General features: G+C 58.0%; 14 protein-coding genes. 6 read left to right on the top strand and 8 right to left on the bottom strand.

Translation table 11 applies throughout. The annotated features are described in order from the left end of the window. Positions 1–200 precede the first annotated feature (200 nt). Together ACL2XM_RS09765 and ACL2XM_RS09760 are read left to right on the top strand one after the other, a co-directional pair. Positions 201–2,927 carry a YdbH family protein gene (locus ACL2XM_RS09765; protein ID WP_413732809.1) on the top strand — a complete coding sequence of 909 codons (2,727 nt, stop codon included), beginning with the start codon at positions 201–203 and terminating at the stop codon, positions 2,925–2,927. Beyond that, the gene (locus ACL2XM_RS09760; RefSeq protein WP_413732807.1) at positions 2,924–3,145 is read left to right on the top strand and encodes a YnbE family lipoprotein; all 222 of its coding nucleotides are present in this window, start codon (positions 2,924–2,926) and stop codon (positions 3,143–3,145) included. Before ACL2XM_RS09765 ends, ACL2XM_RS09760 begins: the two co-directional genes overlap by 4 nt. 144 nt (positions 3,146–3,289) lie before the next feature. Here ACL2XM_RS09760 and ACL2XM_RS09755 read toward each other — a convergent pair whose 3' ends face one another. Further along, entirely contained in the window at positions 3,290–3,895 is a 606-nt protein-coding gene (locus ACL2XM_RS09755) for an FMN-dependent NADH-azoreductase (RefSeq protein ID WP_410015165.1), read from the bottom strand. A gap of 232 nt (positions 3,896–4,127) precedes the next feature. On the opposite strand from ACL2XM_RS09755, the gene hrpA reads away from it, so the two are divergent. Further along, positions 4,128–8,015 carry an ATP-dependent RNA helicase HrpA gene (hrpA, locus tag ACL2XM_RS09750; RefSeq protein ID WP_413732805.1) on the top strand — a complete coding sequence of 1,296 codons (3,888 nt, stop codon included), beginning with the start codon at positions 4,128–4,130 and terminating at the stop codon, positions 8,013–8,015. A gap of 33 nt (positions 8,016–8,048) precedes the next feature. Here the strand turns inward: hrpA and ACL2XM_RS09745 are convergent, their stop codons facing one another. The 4 genes from ACL2XM_RS09745 to rstA all read right to left on the bottom strand — a co-directional run bounded on the left by ACL2XM_RS09745 (position 8,049) and on the right by rstA (position 11,885). Next, positions 8,049–8,870 carry a trypsin-like serine peptidase gene (locus tag ACL2XM_RS09745; protein ID WP_413732803.1) on the bottom strand — a complete coding sequence of 274 codons (822 nt, stop codon included), beginning with the start codon at positions 8,868–8,870 and terminating at the stop codon, positions 8,049–8,051. Positions 8,871–9,266: 396 nt separating this feature from the next. Beyond that, positions 9,267–9,608, bottom strand: a complete 342-nt coding sequence (gene asr, locus ACL2XM_RS09740) for an acid resistance repetitive basic protein Asr (protein WP_413722817.1) — start codon at positions 9,606–9,608, stop codon at positions 9,267–9,269. 241 nt (positions 9,609–9,849) lie between these two features. Further along, positions 9,850–11,163 carry a two-component system sensor histidine kinase RstB gene (rstB, locus tag ACL2XM_RS09735; protein ID WP_413732801.1) on the bottom strand — a complete coding sequence of 438 codons (1,314 nt, stop codon included), beginning with the start codon at positions 11,161–11,163 and terminating at the stop codon, positions 9,850–9,852. Then, positions 11,160–11,885, bottom strand: a complete 726-nt coding sequence (gene rstA / locus ACL2XM_RS09730) for a two-component system response regulator RstA (RefSeq protein ID WP_410015160.1) — start codon at positions 11,883–11,885, stop codon at positions 11,160–11,162. Before rstA ends, rstB begins: the two co-directional genes overlap by 4 nt. 292 nt (positions 11,886–12,177) lie before the next feature. Between rstA and ACL2XM_RS09725 the strand changes: the two genes are divergently transcribed. Continuing rightward, entirely contained in the window at positions 12,178–12,603 is a 426-nt protein-coding gene (locus ACL2XM_RS09725; RefSeq protein WP_410015159.1) for a hypothetical protein, read from the top strand. Positions 12,604–12,707: 104 nt separating this feature from the next. Here the strand turns inward: ACL2XM_RS09725 and ydgH are convergent, their stop codons facing one another. After that, entirely contained in the window at positions 12,708–13,661 is a 954-nt protein-coding gene (gene ydgH, locus ACL2XM_RS09720) for a DUF1471 family protein YdgH (protein WP_410015158.1), read from the bottom strand. 330 nt (positions 13,662–13,991) lie between these two features. On the opposite strand from ydgH, the gene pntA reads away from it, so the two are divergent. Together pntA and pntB are read left to right on the top strand one after the other, a co-directional pair. After that, the gene (gene pntA / locus ACL2XM_RS09715; protein ID WP_410015157.1) at positions 13,992–15,518 is read left to right on the top strand and encodes a Re/Si-specific NAD(P)(+) transhydrogenase subunit alpha; all 1,527 of its coding nucleotides are present in this window, start codon (positions 13,992–13,994) and stop codon (positions 15,516–15,518) included. A gap of 11 nt (positions 15,519–15,529) precedes the next feature. Then, positions 15,530–16,918, top strand: coding sequence for a Re/Si-specific NAD(P)(+) transhydrogenase subunit beta (pntB, locus tag ACL2XM_RS09710; RefSeq protein ID WP_410015156.1), 1,389 nt, complete (start codon positions 15,530–15,532; stop codon positions 16,916–16,918). Between the two features lie 618 nt (positions 16,919–17,536). On the opposite strand, the gene uspE is transcribed toward pntB, so the two are convergent. Continuing rightward, positions 17,537–18,490, bottom strand: a complete 954-nt coding sequence (gene uspE / locus ACL2XM_RS09705) for a universal stress protein UspE (RefSeq protein ID WP_410015155.1) — start codon at positions 18,488–18,490, stop codon at positions 17,537–17,539. 141 nt (positions 18,491–18,631) lie between these two features. After that, positions 18,632–19,384, bottom strand: a complete 753-nt coding sequence (gene fnr, locus ACL2XM_RS09700) for a fumarate/nitrate reduction transcriptional regulator Fnr (RefSeq protein ID WP_331119250.1) — start codon at positions 19,382–19,384, stop codon at positions 18,632–18,634. Between the last annotated feature and the right edge of the window lie 194 nt (positions 19,385–19,578).

Here is a 19,578-nt window from a genome sequence, read left to right as displayed (position 1 = left end):
GCAGGTGGCGCGGTATCATTCAATGTATCCTTCTCAGACGGATAAAAGTACGCGTTTGTGCCGTATCACCTAAAATGTTGCGTGGAATATAATTATGGTATCTTGCAGGCTTAGGGACAATAAGGAATGTCATGACCGACGCATCAGGCGCATACAGGCGCACAGGCCTTTTTCTAAGCCGTTCCGGAGCGGTTGCCCTGTTGCTGCTGGCGCTTCTTGGGCTGTCGGTGGCAGTGGGGTGGTTTTTTTTACCGCTCTGGCTGCCGGTGGCGGCGCGGTTGGTGCTGCCCGCCGATGTCGATATTACCCTGACCGGCCGGCCGCGCTGGCATCAGGGGACGGTGATTTTGCCCGGCTTTGCGTTAAACCGTCCGTCCTGCGTCTGGATAACCGGCCAGAATATCAGCGCCCGGCGCCAGGACGGCGCATGGCGCATCCTCGCCGGCCAGGTAACGGTGGACAGCACCTGTAATGCGCCCCGCGCGCGTGAAGAAAGCGGCGAGCCGCTGACCTGGGCGGCCGTCGAGCAGGTTCTGCCGCGCTTTACGCTCGGCATCGGCCGCCTGACGGTGGCGCCCTGGCAGGCCTATGCCGGCGGACTGGAACTGGAGCATCTTGCCGCCGGCACCCGGGCATATTACCACAATGAACATCTGCGCCTGGCCTTGTCGTTGCGCGATCGTCAACTGTCGATAAGCGACTTGACGTTTACCGGCGCGCAGCCGCAGCCCCCGCGGGCCTTACCGGCGCTGCCGGTCTTCAACGCGCCCTTCGGCTTACAGAACCCCGCGCCGGCGTCGTTAGCCGCGCCGCCCCAGCCGGCACCGCTATTTCCCGCGCGACCGGCGGTATTATCCGGGGCGCTGCGCATCGGGTTAACCGGGGATATGACGTTGTCGCCCCAGGTGATGATGCCGCCGGAACAGGGCGAACTGACCGCCGGCCTGGTTTTGCCCGACGGCAGGCCGGTGAACGCCGATATCAGCTGGCGGCAGCGGCAGGGGGCGTTATTGGTGACCGACGGTCAAACCGATATCAGGCTGGCGCGCTTGCCCTGGCGCATCGCCGGCGATGACCTACAGATTACCGACGGCGAGTGGCGCTGGCCCTATGCCACCCAGCCCCTATCGGGCAATATCGCCCTGACCCTGGCGCATTGGCTGGACGGTCCCGACGCGCTGGGATTAACGGCGCGCATGAATATGCTGACCCAGGGCCTGCGCGGCAGGGCCAATGCCGTATTGACCGTCGGCCCCGGCCCGCTGCGCCTGAGTGACAATGCGCTGGATTTCCGTTTTACCGGCACGGCTAACCAGGGGGGGCTCTCGTTAAGCGCGTCGATTCCCGGCCAGTTGCGTGGATTGCTGACCGATCCGACCCTGGCGCTGCTGCCCGGGGCGTTATTGCGCGTCACCGGACTGATTTCCGAGGCGCTGAGCATTAACAGCGCGCGTCTGCCCCTGGCCGGCGTGCAGGTGTCATCCCGGGGCCTCAGCGGGCGATTGCAGGCCATCTTACAGGCTAACGTGCCGGATTACGGGCACTTCACCCTGCATATGGACGGCCGCGCGCTGGATTTCCTGCCCGATAAGGGCGAGTGGCGCTGGCGTTATTGGGGCGGGGGCAACCTGACGCCGTTCGAGGCGCGGTGGGATATCGCGGGACGCGGATCCTGGCTGGCGGACCAGATTGAACTGACGGAGTTGTCCAGCGGCCTCGATCAAATCCACTACGGTCTGGTCAGCGTTGCCGTCCCGCGCCTGGCGCTTACGGCGCCGCTGCGCTGGCGCCGTGGGGAGCATAATCCGGCCTTCAGCGGCGCGCTGCGGGTCAATGCCCGCCGGATCGATATTGCCCGCGGCGGCTATTTGCCCCGGCCGGTGATGACGCTGCGTTTCACCGGCACCACGCCGCAGGATTTTCTGTGGCAAGGCCAGCTTCAGGCCGGCGTTACCGGGCCGGTGCGCCTGAACGGCCGCTGGGACGGCAACCGACTGCGCGGGCAGGCCTGGTGGCCGAAACAGCCGCTGAAGGTCTTTCAGACCTTACTGGCGCCGGATTTGCGCATTACCCTGCGCGACGGGCAATTCAACGCGCAAAGCGCGTTTTCCGCCGCTATCGGCCAAGGCTTCCTGGCCGGCGGACATGCCACCGTCGGCCAGGGAGAGGTGTGGGTGGGCGAAAATCATCTGTCGGGCGTTGCGCTCGGGCTTTCTTATCGTTTGCAGGACCAGCGCTGGCAACTGGGCGTAAAACAGCCGGTCAGCCTGCGTGTCGCGACGATTATCACCCCGGTGACGCTGAATAACCTGGCGATAGGACTACAGGGGTATTACCCTTATGATGAACGTCGTCCGCTGACGCTCACCGGCGTGGATGTGGACGCGCTGGGCGGCAAGATCCACCTTACGCCGCTAAGCCTGCCTCAGCGCGACGCCGCGGTGCTCAGCGTCAAATCCATTGAGATGAGCGAACTGATTACCGCGCTTAAACCTAAACAGTTTGCCCTCTCCGGCCGTGTCAGCGGCGAGCTGCCGCTGCATTTTAGCGATCGGGCGGGGTATATCCGCGGCGGCTGGGTCGCCGGCGACAACCGGATGGCTTTGCGACTGGATAAACAATTCGCCGACGCCATCGGCAGCCGCAACCTGGCCACAGGCGCGGCCATCAACTGGCTGCGTTATATGGAAATCAGCCGTCTGCGGGCGGATGTCAACGTGAACCGCGACGGCGAGCTGGATTTACTGGCGCATTTTATCGGCACCAATCCGCAAATCAATGCCCAGCGCGAGGTCAGGTTGAATTACCATCATCAGGAAAATATTTTCATGCTGTGGCGCAGCCTGCGCTTTGGCACCAACGTGGAGCAGGCCCTGGAAAAACAGGCCGGCACCGTCCCCGCCGGGGCAGCAAGGAGAGAGAGATGAACACAGGATATAAGCTGGCCGGCCTGCTGTTGACGCTGGGCGCCGCCGCCTGCGTGCCGCGCATTGAGCTGGCGATGCCCAGCGAACCGATTACCATTAACATGAACGTGAAAATCGAACACGACATTACCATCAAGGCGGACAAACAGAGCGTGGCGCTGCTGCAGCCGACGCTGTGCCAGGACACGCAGACGCAGCCTTGCGTGCCGGCCAAATAAAAAAGCGCATCCGGGATGCGCTTTTGCACTCTGTAAGCGTGCAGCGTCACTGATGGCCAGGGCGCCGCGCGCGGATTGTATTCCAGGGACGTCGGGATGCAGGGTGTCTTGAAGACCTTACCCATCATGGCCGCCGTCACGGCATCAGGCGGCGATAAACTGGCTGATGGCGGCTTTAGCGTCTTCCTGGGCTTTGCCCGCCACTTCCGGACCGTAGGCCACGCCTTCGGCAAACACGAATTCCACGTCGGTGATGCCGAGGAAGCCCAGCATCAGGCGCAGATAGGACGTCACCAGATCGCTGGGGGTGTCTTTATGGATACCGCCGCGGGTGGTCAGCACCACCGCTTTTTTGTTTTTTACCAGGCCTTCAGGGCCTTGTTCGCTGTAGCGAAAGGTCACGCCGGCGCGCGCAATCAGGTCAATATAATTCTTTAACTGGGTAGGGATGTTGAAGTTGTACATCGGCGCGGCAATGACGATCACGTCGTTGGCCTGCAGCTCATTGATCAATTCATCGGATAAATCCAACGCTTCCTGCTGGCGGGGCGTCAGGGTCGCGTCGGCCGGGCGCAGGGCGCCGACCAGCTCGCCGTCCAGCACCGGTACCGGCTGCGCGGCCAGGTCGCGTACCGTAATCTCGTCGCCGCTGTGGTTTTTTTGCCATTGTTCGATAAAGAAGTCGGCCAGCTGGTTGGACTGGGAAAACGTGGCAAGAATACTCGATTTAAGAATTAATACTTTGCTCATCAGATGTTCCTTATAATTCAATAGGTCATTAACCCTTAGGCGTTGAGAAACACTCTATTGATTATCCTCCCGCAGTGATAGCGCAATATTTCGAGCTGTTTGTTCGAATTTCCTGAACGATGGGAAAGGCGGCTAAAGCCGGCGCCGGGGATATGGTAAACTAACGGCATAAGCACATTCTATTCGGGCCGGAACAGCGCCTGTATCCGGTCGCAGTATAAGGAAAGGTATCGTGAAGTCATCGCTGGCGGCACTGTCCGCTTCGCTGGAGTCGGTTATGCTCCGCGATAAAACAGTTTTACGTCGCCGTCTGCAGGGGGCGCAAAAAGTCACCCGGCCCGAGGCGCAGACCGCTATCGCCGAGCAAATCGCCGCCGATATCCAGGCGTCCGCGCAGCGCGCGGCAAACCGCCTGGCCGCCCGCCCGGCCATAACCTATCCGGAAAATCTGCCGGTCAGCCAGAAACGCCAGGATATTCTCCAGGCCATCCGCGATAACCAGGTGGTGATTGTCGCCGGTGAAACCGGCTCCGGCAAGACCACCCAGATCCCCAAGATCTGCCTGGAGCTGGGGCGCGGCATCACCGGTCTCATCGGCCATACCCAGCCCCGGCGCCTGGCGGCGCGCAGCGTGGCCGATCGCATCGCCCAGGAGCTGGCGGTGCCGTTGGGCGGGGCGGTGGGGTATAAGGTGCGTTTTAACGATCAGATAAGCGACAACACGCTGGTCAAGCTGATGACCGACGGTATCCTGCTGGCGGAAATACAGCAGGATCGGCAACTGCTGCAGTACGACACCCTGATTATCGACGAAGCGCATGAACGCAGCCTGAATATCGATTTTATCCTCGGGTATCTGCATCAGCTATTGCCGAAACGTCCGGACTTAAAGGTGATTATCACATCCGCGACCATCGACCCGCAGCGCTTTTCGCGCCATTTTAACAACGCGCCGATTATCGAGGTTTCCGGACGCACTTATCCGGTGGAGGTGCGCTACCGTCCGGTGGTGGAGAGCGAGGAGGACGGCGACCGTGATGTGTCCCAGGCCATTTTCGACGCGGTGGATGAACTCAGCCACGAGGCGCCGGGGGATATTCTGATCTTTATGAGCGGCGAGCGTGAAATCCGCGATACCGCCGATGGCCTGAGCAAGCTCAACCTGCCCCATACCGAGGTGCTGCCGCTGTACGCCCGCCTGTCCAATAGCGAACAGAACCGGGTATTCCAGTCCCACAGCGGCCGGCGTATCGTGCTGGCGACCAATGTGGCGGAAACCTCGTTGACCGTGCCCGGCATTAAATATGTTATCGACCCCGGCACCGCGCGCATCAGCCGCTACAGTTTCCGCACCAAGGTGCAACGGCTGCCCATCGAGGCGGTGTCGCAGGCCTCCGCCAACCAGCGCAAAGGGCGCTGCGGCCGCATATCCGACGGTATCTGCATCCGGTTGTATTCAGAACAGGATTTTCTCTCCCGGCCGGAATTTACCGATCCTGAAATCCTGCGCACCCATCTGGCCTCGGTCATCCTGCAGATGACCGCGCTCGGCCTTGGCGATATCGCCGCCTTCCCGTTTGTGGAAGCGCCGGACAAGCGGCAAATCCAGGACGGCGTGCGGTTATTGGAGGAGCTGGGGGCGCTGGAGGCAGAATCCGCGCGCGGCTACCGGCTTAGCCCGCTGGGCCGCCAGCTGGCGCAGCTGCCGCTCGACCCCAGGCTGGCCAGGATGGTGCTTGAAGCGCGTAATAATGCCTGCGTGCGCGAGGTGATGGTGATCGCCGCCGCGTTGTCCATCCAGGATCCGCGCGAGCGGCCGATGGATAAAAAACAGGCCGCCGACGAAAAACACCGCCGTTTCGCCGATAAAGAATCGGATTTTATCGCCTTCGTCAAATTGTGGGATTATGTGCAGGAACAGCAGAAGACGCTGTCCTCCAGCCAGTTTCGCCGTCAGTGCCGGGTCGATTTCCTCAGCTACCTGCGGGTACGCGAATGGCAGGATGTCTATACCCAGCTGCGACAGACGGTAAAAACCCTCGGGCTGCCGGTCAATACCCAGCCCGCGGATTATCGCGGCCTGCACTGCGCCCTGTTGTCGGGCCTGCTGTCCCATATCGGGCAAAAGGACGCTGAAAAACAAGAATACACCGGCGCGCGCAACGCCCGTTTTGCCATTTACCCCGGTTCGGGGCTGTTTAAAAAACCGCCTAAATGGACCATGGTGGCCGAACTGGTGGAGACCACCCGGCTGTGGGGGCGCATTGCCGCGCGCATCGATCCGGAATGGATAGAGCCGCTGGCCCCGCATCTGGTTAAAAGCAGCTACAGCGAGCCGCATTGGGAAAAGGCGGCCGGATCGGTGATGGCGGTGGAGAAAGTCACCTTGCTGGGGCTGCCCATCGTGGCCGGCCGCAAGGTCAATTACAGCGCTATCGATCCGGCGCTGTGCCGTGAACTGTTTATTCGTTTCGCGCTGGTGGCCGGCGAGTGGCAGACCCGGCACGCGTTTTTCCATGCCAACCGCAAGCTGTTGACGGAGGTGGAGGAGCTGGAGCATAAATCACGCCGCCGCGATATCCTGGTGGATGACGAGACGCTGTTTGCCTTTTACGATCGGCGCATCGGCGCGGAGGTGGTCTCGGCGCGGCATTTTGACAGCTGGTGGCGAGACGCGGCCAAACAGGACCCTGATCTGCTTAACTTTGAAAAAAGCATGCTGATCAATCCGGGCGCGGATGCGATAAGCGCCCTGGATTACCCCAACGTTTGGCACCAGGGCAATCTGAAATTAAAACTCAGCTATCAGTTCGAACCCGGCGCGGACGCGGACGGCGTCACTGTGCATATCCCGCTGCCGGTACTTAACCAGGTCACCGCCGCCGGTTTTGACTGGCAGATCCCGGGCGTGCGGCGGGAGCTTATCATTGCGCTGATTAAATCGCTGCCTAAGCCGTTACGGCGTAACTTTGTGCCGGCGCCCAATTACGCCGAAGCCTTTCTCGGCAGGGCCACGCCCGCCGACGGGCCGCTGCTCGATACGCTGGAGCGCGAGCTCAAGCGCATGACCGGGGTGGGCATCTATCGCGACGCCTGGCAGTGGGATCAGGTGCCGGATCATCTGAAAATCTCGTTCCGGGTGGTGGATGATAAACATAAGACGCTGGCAGAAAGCCGGGATCTCGACGCGCTGAAGCTGCAGCTAAAAGACAATGTGCAGCAAACCCTTTCCGCCGTGGCCGACGACGGCCTGGAGCAGCGTGATTTACATCTGTGGAGCTTTGGCGATTTACCCGAGCGCTATGAGCAAAAAAGAGGCGGCTATTCGCTCAAGGCTTATCCGGCGCTGGTGGATGAAAAAGACAGCGTGGCTATCCGCCTGTTTGAAACCGAGCACGATCAGCGCCGGGCGATGTGGCAGGGCATCCGGCGCCTGTTGCTGATCAATATCCCCTCGCCGATAAAATACCTGCATGAAAAATTGCCTAACAAAGCCAAGCTGGGGCTGTATTTCAATCCATTCGGCAAGGTGATGGAGCTGATTGACGACTGCATTACCTGCGGCGTCGACAAGCTTATCGAGCAGCGCGGCGGCCTGGTCTGGCGCGAGGAGCAGTTTGCCGAACTGCAGGAATACGTGCGCGCCAACCTGAACCCGACGGTGGTGGAGATTGCCGGGCAGGTGGAGCAAATCCTGACGGCGGTGTTCGCCATCAATAAACGCCTGAAAGGACGGGTGGATATCAGTCTGGCCCTGGCGCTGTCGGACATCAAGGCGCAGCTGGGCGGCCTGGTTTATCGCGGTTTCGTCACCGGCAACGGCTGGCGACGGCTGCCCGATACGCTGCGTTATCTGCAGGCCCTGGAACGCCGCCTGGAAAAACTGCCCAACGATGTGCATCGCGATCGCGCCCAGATGTTGAAAGTCGAGCAGGTGCAGCAAGCCTGGCGTCAGTGGCTGGACAAGCTGCCGCCGCTGCGGCGCGAAGATGAGGATGTCAGGGAAATCCGCTGGATGATTGAGGAACTGCGGGTCAGCTATTTTGCCCAGCAGCTCGGCACGCCTTATCCCGTCTCGGAAAAACGCATCTTGCAGGCGATGGAACAGATAGCGGGTTAATCGGGAAATGTAACGGGCTACGCTGAAAATCCTTCACTTCGCCAAGGTTTTCCCCGGTTTGTCGGCCAATGCCGACAGGCCATCCTGAATGGCGGTCACCGCCAGCGCGCGGTTATCCGCCCGATAACGGTCCTTGCCCAGCGGGGCGGAACTCTGGATTGCGATTAAACGCCAGCCGGTAAGGGTATACAGCATCAACGGCGAACCGCTGTCGCCCGGCAGGGTGTTGCAGCGATGGGATAACACCTCCGACTGCGCCCAGCCGGTCACCAGGCAATCCTGATGACGATAGAGCGTATCCAGGTGATCCTCGGGATATCCGGCCTGGGTGACCTGGTGATTGGCCTGCTTTAGCTGCAGGGTCAGTTCCTGATGGTCGCCCTGCCACAGCGGCAGTGGTTTGATTTTTTTAAATGTTTTGGTCAGGCGGATAAGGGCGAAATCCAATGCGGCCGCATCGGGCGGCACGATCCAGCCGTCGCCGGAGGGTTTCAGGCGTTGACCCAGCTGTTTATCGACCAATGTATCAATGGCGCTGGTCTGATAACGCCAGAGCTGGTTTTCCGCCACGAAACGCAACATCACCGCTTTATCAATAACGCCGCCCGCGGTCAGCACGCAATGACCGGCTGTCAGCGCCAGGTGCGGCGAAATCAGAGTGGCGGTGCAGAGATTGCCGCTGGCGGTTTCCACCTGTCCGATGGCCTGCCACGGCCATTCATCCGGCTGGGTGATGGCCTGGCGGTGGTCATGGCCGAAAAACAGCGCCTTCTGTTCTTTACTCAGTCCGGCCGATGCGGCGTTAAAGGTAGCGAGAGGCAACAAACACCACAGCAACAGCGGAACAATACGCATATACAAGCTTGCCTTATGATAAGTGCTGATATCATCCATGAAAAAATATTATCTCAATATAGCTTATAAATAGGGGAATACAGAGAAAAATCGTTGTGTTTCAGCACGCTAAAACAGATCGCCGTTAAGGCGGAAAATACGCAGGCGCTGGGCAAGGGAAGGGACTTAAATAAAAAAGAAGGTGCTGACAACGGCGCAAATAATCAGGCAACCCAGGATGATTTCATACCTATATCGGCGCAGCATAGACGAAGCCTTAAGAAACCGACACCCGGCGAACCGGGTGTCGGTGAGTCAATAATAATGCGCTAAAATGACTATTTCATCAGCTCTGACAGCCATGATATTCCGACTCCGGCCTGAACGGCGTTAAACCAGGTTCAGGCGCGGCGCATCTTATGATGCAGGGGTCGTGGTGGCAGCGGCAGCGGCCGGAGCGGCTTTCTTATGCTGCACTTTTTTCACGTGTTTTTTAGCGGCCTGGGCAGTCTGCGCCGGAGCGGCTTTCTTCACTTTCTTCACGTGTTTTTTAGCGGCCTGGGCAGTTTGCGCAGGGGCTGCTTTTTTCACTTTCTTCACGTGTTTCTTGTGAGTAGTCGTGGTGGTTTTAGCCGGTGCAGCGGTAGTCGTGGTGGTGGTCGTCGCGGCAGGAGCGGTAGTCGTAGTGGTATCGGCGGCAAACGCAGCGGTGGACAATCCCATGGCGGCAGCAATAACCAGTGCAAGTACTTTCTTCATTGTCAAATCCTCAGAATTGCGGTTTCTATTTACAACCCCGATTCGGGGCCGGTGAAGACACAATAAGGATTTAAAGCCGCGTTGTCCGTGAGTGTTTGGTTTCGGCGTGTAACCGAATGTACAGGCGGAGAAACAAAGAGGTACCACCCTCGCCGCTGTATTTTAGTTACAACATACAATTCCGTATATCCATCCACCACCTCGACCACGGATATCTTCTGACATCCCGCGGCCACGCAGGTTACAGCAGGCTTTTCAGCGCCAGCGGGTCGCGCGCGCCCTGGTTAACCGGCCAGCGGTATAAAAAGCTGGCCCCGCCGAGCGGGCTCTCGTTCACCGCCACCTGGCCTTCATGCGCCAGGGCGATGGAGCGTACGATCGCCAGACCCAGCCCGCAGCCGCCGGTGCTGCGGTCGCGGCTGGGGTCGAGACGGACGAAAGGCTCGAACACGCGCAGGCGCTCATCCTGGGGAATGCCCGGCCCGTCGTCGTCAACCTGCAGGAAGCCGTAACCTCGCTCGATGCCGAGCCGGACCATAACGGCTTCCCGGCTGTAGCGCAGCGCATTATTCACCAGATTATCCAGCACCCGTTCCATTAGCCGCGCATCGACCTGGCCGAAATCGCCGGAGGCGGTGATTTCCTGGCCGATAATACGTTCCGGATGCAATAACCTGATGTCCTTGAGTTTTTCCGTAAGCCAGGCGGGCAGGTTCATGGGCGCCAGGTTAAGCGTGACCTGGGGCCGGTCGAGCCGGGCGAAGGTTAACAGCTCATCGATCAAGCCTTCCAGCTGGCTGACATCATGATTCAGCCGTTCCTGCTCCGCGGTGGACAGTCCTTCGCTCATGGCCAATCGATAGCGTAGCCGCACCAGCGGGGTGCGCAACTCGTGGGCGATATTATCGATAAGCTGTTTTTTACTGGCGATCAGGGTATTAACATTATCCGCCATCTGGTTGAAAGCTACGCCGAGACGCAGCAGGCTTGATGCGCTGTCGAAATGGATGCGTTCTTCCAGGAACCCTGCGCCCAGGCGCTGCGCCGCCGTTTCTAACCGCAGCATGTCCTGCCAGTGCGGCCGCATCCAGATAAATACCGGAAACGCCAGGGAGAGTCCGATAAAGACCAGCAGCGCCAAATCCAGTAACCGCATTTCATGAATAAAAAACAGATAGGGTATGGGGCCGACCGCCAGCACATAATTACTGCGCGGTATGCGCTGGATAAAAGTGTATTCATCGTCCAGGGCGACGATTTCGCCACGTCTAAGGCGCAGATCATCATGGGGATTCAACTGGTACTTTTTCAGCGGTTCAATATGCAATTGAAACGACAGGTTAAGATCCAGCTTATTGATGGTTTTATTCCAATCGCGCGGCGGCGTGGCGCGCAGCTCGTTGCGCAGCAGATAAATCGAGCTTTTCATCAGGTCGTCCATTGATTTCCTGCCGGCGCGTTCGGCCGTCACCTTATACACCAGCCCGACCAGTAAGGTCATGACCAGAAAACAGACGAACAGCAGCAGATAAAATTGAATGAACAGTTTCCTCATGACCCGGCGTTCTCCCACGCATTCGGTGCGAACAGGTAGCCTTTATTACGCACGGTTTTAATCCGGAACGGCTCCAGCGCGTTGTCATGAAGTTTTTTCCGCAATCGGGAAATAGCCACGTCGATGCTGCGGTCCAAACCGTCATAGCTGACGCCGCGCAGGTTTTTGAGCAAAGCCTCGCGGTCCATAATATGGCCGGCGTGGGTGGCCAACTCCCATAGCAACTCGAAATCCGAGGTCGAGAGCAGGATGGTTTCGGTCCCTAAAATCACCTCGCGATTAATCAGATCGATGCTCAACTGGCCGAAGTGCAGCACGCTGCCGGTCGTGGCCGGCGTCTGCGCGGCGGGGCGCGGGATAAGCGTATTCTGCCGCAGGTGCAGGCGCAGGCGCGCCAGCAGTACCGCCGGCGGCGTCGTTTTAAGGATATAGTCGTTGGCGCCCATCTCCAGCGCCAGAATATGATTCATATCGCTGTCCAGGGAGGTCAGCAGCACGATCGGACCTTCGTATACCGGGCGTAGATCGCGGCAGATGGTCATGCCGTCCTTGCCCGGCAACAGGATATCCAGTAGCACCAGGTCGGGGTTAAGCCGGGTTATCACCTCCTGCGCCCGGTCGCCGCGGGGTTCTATGGTTACCTCGAAGTCATGTTTGCCTAGCCACGCGGCAATCAGGTTGCCGACCTCGGTATCATCTTCAACAAAAACGATCGTGTTCATAACGCCAGTAATCTGCTCAAAATAGGTGAAGGTTATCGGTAGCCGCCATGAGCATACCGCCTGTATTGATGTTGCGCCATCGGATAAGCGTTAATGGTTTTTACCGGTGCGATTTACCGGCGGCCGAACCGCGGCGGCGATAAGGGAGGACCGGCGGCACAAAATTTTACCATTAAGTGATGGGCGCATCTGGCGCTGATTCGCCTATTATTGATCGCGATATGCTATAATAATCGCCACTTTTTCGAACACGGGCATTCAACTTCGGTTGGTCACGAGAGGAACGGGCTAGATGGCTAATCATCTGCGTGCGACGGCCGGTCAAGGCGAAAAACTCTGCTTTGATTATACGAATTATCTTTCGGCTAGTTGCAAAAAACGCTGGAGTTTCATCGACGCGATTTATGGCGTAATGCCCATCTTCGGCATTGTCACTAAAACCCCGCAGAAACATGTCCAAACCCGGCAGGAGCAGTTGAAGGCCCTGGCGCTGCAAGTCCTGTCCACCCAGGTCAATGATGAAACCAATGTCATCAGGCTGATTGCCCTGGCGCAGCAGCAGGGTATCGGACGCTTTGATATCAAGCTGCCGTATTCCTTGGATCGCGCGCAGCTCGGCGCAATCCAGCAGGAATTTGGCGAGCAGCTGTTGCTTAACCAGCATGACGAGCGATTGTCCGTGGTGCTGCCGCTGGTAAGCGAAAATCCCGCCGCCTGACGGCAGCCAATAAAAATGGGCAAGTTTCCTTGCCCATCGCGCTGCGCGTCATTCTCATTGTCCTGCATTCCGGCCTGCCAACGACACGCCGGACGGCGGATTCGCTATTTAAACAAATCGGCGCTGACGGTCAGGTTGCCGCCGCTCTGGTTTTGTTCCCATTGCCGGGTAATATGATAATATTTGGCGCCTTTTTTCGCGCCGAGCCGGGCGACTTCATGCGCCACGTCGGTTGAACTGTTGTAATGCCCGGTGAAGGTCACGGAATCGAAAGGCACCATCTGCGCCGCGGTGATTTTATTGACTTCCTGCACTTTGGTGCCGTCGGGTAGCGTTACAGTGTAACGACCGCCGGTGGTGGATTGCGTTTCATAGAACCGGCCGACGGTACGACTCGGTGACTCGGAGGAAGCCACCCCGGGAATTTCGACCTTGGCGGCGGCGGCGCCGCCGGCGGCCAGCGCGGCTTTACCCGCCTGCGAATCGGCGGGGATGGCGTCCGGGCTTTGTACTACGCGCTTGGCGGCGTCGGCTTTGTACACGTAGGCGGTAACAAACTGATTGCCGCCTTCGTTGGCGTCAATTTGGCGCACGATAAAGAATGAGGCCGCGCCCTTGGCCTGGGCGGCTTTGGAAATGGCGTCGTTGATATCAGGCTGGCTATGGAAAAAGCCTTTTACGCTGACGGTGTCATACGGTTCCAGCAGGTTGGCTTCCTGGCGCGGCAGTTCTTTTACGCCGTTAAAATAGCGGTATTGGGTTTCCTGCGAGGCGGCGGGGGCGTCCTTATGATACAGGTCCGCGGTGACGCGCCAGTTGCCGCTGTTGTTGGCGTCGTTAATGCCCTGGATATAATAGGCGTAGGCGCCTTTGGCATCGGCGCGGCGCGAAATCTCATCGTTGGCGTCGCCAATGGCGTTAAACCGCCCGGTAATCGTAATCCGGTCAAACGGCTGCAGACTGGCGGCTTTTTCCGGCGTCAGCTCTTGGGCTGCCTGCGCGGATAACGCCGTCAAAGTGAGTAACGCAGAGACCAAAAATGTGTTCTTCAGCTTCATAAAAAATCCTTTCGACAAACGCTTTCAGGCTAAACATGCTGAACTGTTGATGTATAACAGATTAGCTGGCGATTATGGCATGTAATAATGGTGAGTGTCTCAGCAATTTATGTCACTGTGAATAACAATTGCTTGAGCAGGGGCAAACAGTACGCCAATTTTAGGGGAAAATGCTGTTTGTCCGCACAAAATATAGACCGCTGAAACTATTTTCAGTAGGTTATTGTGTGGCTCTTGTAGGGTGATCCCAGGGTCTACCGTATGACACATTTGACTTTTGGGTCAGGATGACGGTTATCTTCAAAAAAAACGGTTAAAAAAGGGAAAGCTATGCGTATTGGTGTACCAAAAGAACGCCTGGCCAATGAGGCCCGCGTTGCCGCAACGCCCAAAACGGTAGAGCAGTTGCTCAAACTCGGCTTTACCGTGGCGATTGAAAGCGGCGCAGGCAAACTGGCCAGTTTTGAAGACGCGGCCTTTCTGGCGGCCGGCGCCTCTGTTACAGATACCGCCGATGTCTGGCAATCCGATATCATCCTCAAGGTCAATGCGCCGCTGGATGATGAAATCCCGCTCATCAAACCGGGCAGCACACTGGTCAGTTTTATCTGGCCGGCGCAGAATCCTGCGCTGCTGGAAAAACTCAGCGCCAGCAAGATCACCGCAATGGCGATGGATTCGGTGCCGCGCATTTCCCGCGCGCAGTCCCTGGACGCCCTGAGCTCCATGGCCAATATCGCCGGTTACCGCGCCATAGTGGAAGCCGCCCATGAATTCGGCCGTTTTTTCACCGGCCAGATTACGGCGGCGGGTAAAGTACCGCCGGCCAAAGTGATGATTATCGGCGCGGGCGTCGCCGGGCTTGCCGCCATCGGCGCGGCGGGCAGCATGGGCGCCATAGTGCGCGCCTTCGATACCCGTCCCGAAGTCAAGGAGCAGGTCCAGAGCATGGGCGCGGAATTCCTTGAGCTGGATTTTGAAGAAGAGGCGGGCAGCGGCGACGGTTATGCCAAAGTGATGTCTGAGGCGTTTATCAAGGCCGAAATGGCGTTGTTCGCCGCCCAGGCGCAGGATGTGGATATCATTGTCACCACCGCGCTGATCCCCGGCCGGCCGGCGCCGAAGCTTATCACCAAAGAGATGGTCGCCTCGATGAAACCGGGCAGCGTGATTGTCGACCTGGCCGCGCAAACCGGCGGCAACTGCGAGCTGACCGTGGCCGATACCATCACCGTTACCGATAACGGCGTGCGGATTATCGGTTATACCGATCTGCCGAGCCGTTTGCCGACCCAGTCCTCCCAGCTCTACGGCACCAACCTGGTCAACCTGCTGAAACTGCTGTGCAAAGAAAAAAACGGCGAGATCCTGGTGGACTTCGACGATACGGTCATTCGCGGCGTCACGGTAGTCAAAGACGGCGAACTGACCTGGCCGGCTCCACCGATCCAGGTTTCCGCCCAGCCGCAGAAGCCGACCGCCGCTCCGCTGCCGAAACCGGTTGCCAAACCCAGTTCGCCGGCCCTGAAATATGGCCTGATTGCGCTGGCGATTATTTTATTCGGCTGGCTGGCCAACGTGGCGCCGCGTGATTTCCTGTCGCATTTCACCGTGTTTGCCCTGGCCTGTATCGTGGGTTATTACGTTGTTTGGAACGTGAGTCACGCGTTGCACACGCCGCTGATGTCGGTAACCAACGCTATTTCCGGGATAATTGTTGTTGGTGCGCTGCTGCAAATCGGCCATGGCGGATGGGTGTCTTTCCTTTCCTTTATCGCCGTGCTGATTGCCAGTATCAATATTTTCGGTGGCTTCACCGTGACTCAGCGCATGCTGAAAATGTTCCGTAAAAATTAAGGGGTAAACCCATGTCTGAAGGATTAGTGACGGCGGCGTATATAGTTGCCGCTATTTTATTTATTTTCAGCCTGGCGGGGTTGTCCAAACACGAAAGCTCACGGCAGGGCAATCTGTTTGGTGTCAGCGGGATGGCGATTGCGCTTATCGCCACCATTTTTGGCCCCCATGCCGGCAATGTCGGCTGGATCATCGTCGCCATGGTGATAGGCGGCAGCATCGGGGTTTACCTGGCGCGTAAGGTCGAAATGACCGAAATGCCCGAACTGGTGGCCATCCTCCACAGCTTTGTCGGCCTGGCCGCTGTCCTGGTGGGCTTTAACAGCTATCTCGATCATGGCGATATCATCAATGCGGTGATGGAAAATATCCATCTGACCGAAGTGTTTTTAGGCATCTTTATCGGTGCGGTCACCTTTACCGGTTCGATTGTGGCGTTTGGCAAACTGCGCGGTAAAATTTCCTCGCGCCCGCTGATGTTGCCGTACCGCCATCATATGAACCTGGCGGCATTGGTCGTGTCGTTCCTGCTGCTGGTGCTGTTTGTCAGGACCGAAAGCGTCGCCCTGCAATCCATCGCGCTGCTGCTGATGACCATTATCGCGCTGGTGTTCGGCTGGCACCTGGTGGCTTCCATCGGCGGGGCCGATATGCCGGTGGTCGTGTCGATGCTGAACTCCTATTCGGGGTGGGCGGCGGCGGCGGCGGGTTTTATGCTCAGCAACGACTTGCTGATCGTGACCGGCGCCCTGGTAGGGTCATCGGGGGCGATCCTGTCCTATATCATGTGTAAAGCCATGAACCGCTCGTTCCTGAGCGTGATTGCCGGCGGGTTCGGCACCGACGGCTCCGGCGGCGGCGAAGAAACCGAGATGGGCGAATATCGCGAAACCACGGCGGAAGAAGTGGCCGAGCTGTTAAAAGGCTCGAGTACCGTCATTATCACCCCCGGCTACGGCATGGCGGTAGCGCAGGCCCAGTATCCGGTGCATGATATCACCGCCAAGCTGATTGCCCGCGGCATCAAGGTCCGCTTCGGCATCCATCCGGTGGCGGGGCGTTTGCCCGGGCATATGAATGTGCTGCTGGCGGAAGCCAAGGTGCCTTACGATGTGGTGCTGGAAATGGATGAGATCAACGAGGATTTCAGCAGCACCGACACCGTGCTGGTGATCGGCGCCAACGATACCGTTAACCCGGCGGCGCAGGAAGATCCGCGCAGTCCGATTGCGGGGATGCCGGTACTGGAAGTGTGGAAAGCGCAGAATGTGATCGTGTTTAAGCGCTCCATGAACACCGGCTACGCCGGGGTGCAGAATCCGCTGTTCTTCAAGGAAAACACCCAGATGCTGTTTGGCGATGCCAAGGCCAGCGTCGAGGCGATCTTGCGCGCGTTATGATGTGATGGGATAGTGCCGAGAAGGTTTCGCTTGCTCGGTGTTTTATGGTGCGCCAGTGAAGGTTTCGCTTGCCATCCGTTGGGTGACTATATGCTTAGCCGGGCGCAGGCAAGCGATAAGGAGGGCCATACGCCTGGCCCTCCTTAACCTCCGTGCGTCCGGCAGATCGCGCGCCGCTGCGCGGTCCCTGGCTTCACTGCATCACAGCTTTGGACCGTACGGGATGCGCTCCAGGCGCAGCCCGTCCTTTCGCCGCTCCCGGCGGCTCATCCAGCCGTGATTTGCAAAGCCAGCGCACTCTATGCCGGATCAACGTCAACACCATAGTCTGCATGACATGGTGTTTTTTATTTATGGAAGCAGGCATGTTTCGGGGAAACTATCGACTGTCGGTATCTTGATGCAACGTCCCGTCCACCAAGGCAACAGCAACGCAATTTCTGCATAAATGCAATGCGTAAAGCGACATTTAACCCGGCATAAAGCGCGCTGACGGCGCCAATGACCCCGGCACGAGCCGCCGGGAGCGGATCGAGGCCCGGTTGCGCCTGGAGCGCATAACCGGGCCGGTGCATAACGGGAGCATTGGCGGCATAAGCCAATAACCCACGCCGATCTTTATTCGTACTTATCGCCGCCTTCCAGCGTCACCGGCGAGACATAGTCGTCCGGCTTGATAGCCAGCAAATCGCATTTCAGATGATCGATCACCAATTCGGTGGTATTGCCGATGAACGCGGCGGAAAACCCGGTGCGGCCGATGCTGCCCAGCACCACCACACCGGCATCCAGATGCTCGGCCAGATCGGGAATGACTTCCTCCGGCAGGCCTTTTTCCACATGGGTGAATTTTTCATCCAGCTGGAATTTCTGGCGCAGGCTTTTCATCGCGATCAAATGCTGGCCGCGAATGGCGTCGTTATAGACGCTGGGATCAAAATCCGGCAGTTCAATGGCGATATTAATGGGCGTGACCGGGTAGGCGCCCACCAAATGAACCTCGGTCTGGTTCACCTGTTTCGCCAGGGCCAGGGTTTCGGTGACCAGCTTGATGTTCAGGGGATCGTGATACGGCTCCTCGCCGGAGAGATTGACCGCCACCAGCGCCTTGCCGCCTTCCGGCCACGGCTGATCCTTCACCATCCAGACCGGGCAGGGGCATTTGCGCAGCAAATGCCAGTCTGTCGGGGTAAATATCACTGATTCAAACCTGTCGTGCTGATGGGCCATTTTCAGCACCAGGTCGTGTTTATGGGCGATGACTTCCTGGATAATGGCTTCGAACGGACGGTTATGCCACACCACCTTGATTTCGATGGGCACGCCGCTGCTCAAGTAGTGCTGGCACTGCTCCTCTATCCAGGCGGTACGCTGGCTGATGACGCCCTGGCGCATCGCGGTGCGTTCGTCGGGGGAGAGCAGCGTGGTCATTTCGTAGGAAAAATCATAGATGGGCAGGAAGGCTTTGATGGAACCGCCCAATTGATGCACCAGATACACGGCCCGGCGCAGGGCGGGCTGATCATCCTGGTTAGGATCGATTGCGACTAATAAATTGCGATACTTGGCCATTAAGAGACTCCTTCATTTCTGTAATGCCACAGAATGTTAAAATAAGAGTAACTCATTGGAACAATCACGGACAGAAGAGAAGTGAAGCCGGATCAATAAAATAGAAAATTATGTCCCCGGCCGGAGGCTAAATGCTTGTTATCAACTTACCTTTTGCGGCGTGCCGGCCAGCTCCGACAACGCTTCGCCGTCTTCAATGGTGATGTATTTACCTTTCACCGCCAGCATGCCGCTTTTCTGGAACCGGCCCAGCAGGCGGCTGATGGTCTCGACGGTCAGGCCGAGATAGTTGCCGATATCGCCCCGGGTCATGGTCAGGCGAAATTCACGGGGTGAGAAGCCGCGCTGGGCAAAACGCCGCGACAGATTATAGACAAAAGCCGCCAGCCGTTCCTCGGCGTTCTTTTTAGACAGCAGCAGGATCATATCCTGATCGCCCTTAATTTCGCCGCTCATGAGCCGCATCATCTGCTGGCGCAGGTTGGGCATCTTGCCGGACAGGTCGTCGAGGGTTTCAAAGGGGATCTCGCATACCATCGAGGTTTCCAGCGCCTGGGCGAAGCTGGGATGCTGGCCGGCGCCGATGGCGTCGAAGCCCACCAGATCGCCCGCCAGATGAAAGCCGGTAATCTGCTCGTCGCCCTGCTCGGTGATGGTGTAGCTTTTGATGGTGCCGGAACGGATGGCGTAGAGCGATTTAAGCTCGTCGCCGGCCTTGAACAGCGCCTGGCCCTTCTGAATGGGTTTTTTGCGCTCGATGATATTGTCGAGCTGGTCCAGCTCGTGCTCATTGAGGGTAAAAGGAATACATAATTGGCTGATACTACAATCCTGACAGTGGATCGCACAACCGCCAGACTGGATTCGTCTGATAATACGCTTTTCCTGGATGATCATATCTCGCCGCTCATGCATTACTTGATTTGGGTCAATTTTACCATCAATTGGTGTCGATGATAAAGTGTCCAGCGACCCTGGTGCACATTTAGCTAAAATATCCCGGGCGCGGGGGACATTTTGCCGGTGGGTTTTGCGTTTTAAAAGGTGTAAGGTAAAAAAAAACACGGGGATGAAACACCTTTAACATC

The sequence above is a fragment of the Sodalis sp. RH20 genome, from assembly GCF_047324205.1.
GTDB lineage: Bacteria > Pseudomonadota > Gammaproteobacteria > Enterobacterales > Enterobacteriaceae > Acerihabitans.
This window is presented reverse-complemented; position numbering and strand designations above follow the sequence as displayed.

What these genes read in the sequence shown, in the direction of transcription:
- ACL2XM_RS09755 (WP_410015165.1), bottom strand. Translation starts at nt 3,895, where the DNA reads ATGAGCAAAGTATTAATTCTTAAATCGAGTATTCTTGCCACGTTTTCC.
- asr (WP_413722817.1), bottom strand. Translation starts at nt 9,608, where the DNA reads ATGAAGAAAGTACTTGCACTGGTTATTGCTGCCGCCATGGGATTGTCC.
- pntB (WP_410015156.1), top strand. Translation starts at nt 15,530, where the DNA reads ATGTCTGAAGGATTAGTGACGGCGGCGTATATAGTTGCCGCTATTTTA.
- pntA (WP_410015157.1), top strand. Translation starts at nt 13,992, where the DNA reads ATGCGTATTGGTGTACCAAAAGAACGCCTGGCCAATGAGGCCCGCGTT.
- rstA (WP_410015160.1), bottom strand. Translation starts at nt 11,885, where the DNA reads ATGAACACGATCGTTTTTGTTGAAGATGATACCGAGGTCGGCAACCTG.
- ACL2XM_RS09760 (WP_413732807.1), top strand. Translation starts at nt 2,924, where the DNA reads ATGAACACAGGATATAAGCTGGCCGGCCTGCTGTTGACGCTGGGCGCC.
- rstB (WP_413732801.1), bottom strand. Translation starts at nt 11,163, where the DNA reads ATGAGGAAACTGTTCATTCAATTTTATCTGCTGCTGTTCGTCTGTTTT.
- uspE (WP_410015155.1), bottom strand. Translation starts at nt 18,490, where the DNA reads ATGGCCAAGTATCGCAATTTATTAGTCGCAATCGATCCTAACCAGGAT.
- ACL2XM_RS09745 (WP_413732803.1), bottom strand. Translation starts at nt 8,870, where the DNA reads ATGCGTATTGTTCCGCTGTTGCTGTGGTGTTTGTTGCCTCTCGCTACC.
- ydgH (WP_410015158.1), bottom strand. Translation starts at nt 13,661, where the DNA reads ATGAAGCTGAAGAACACATTTTTGGTCTCTGCGTTACTCACTTTGACG.
- ACL2XM_RS09725 (WP_410015159.1), top strand. Translation starts at nt 12,178, where the DNA reads ATGGCTAATCATCTGCGTGCGACGGCCGGTCAAGGCGAAAAACTCTGC.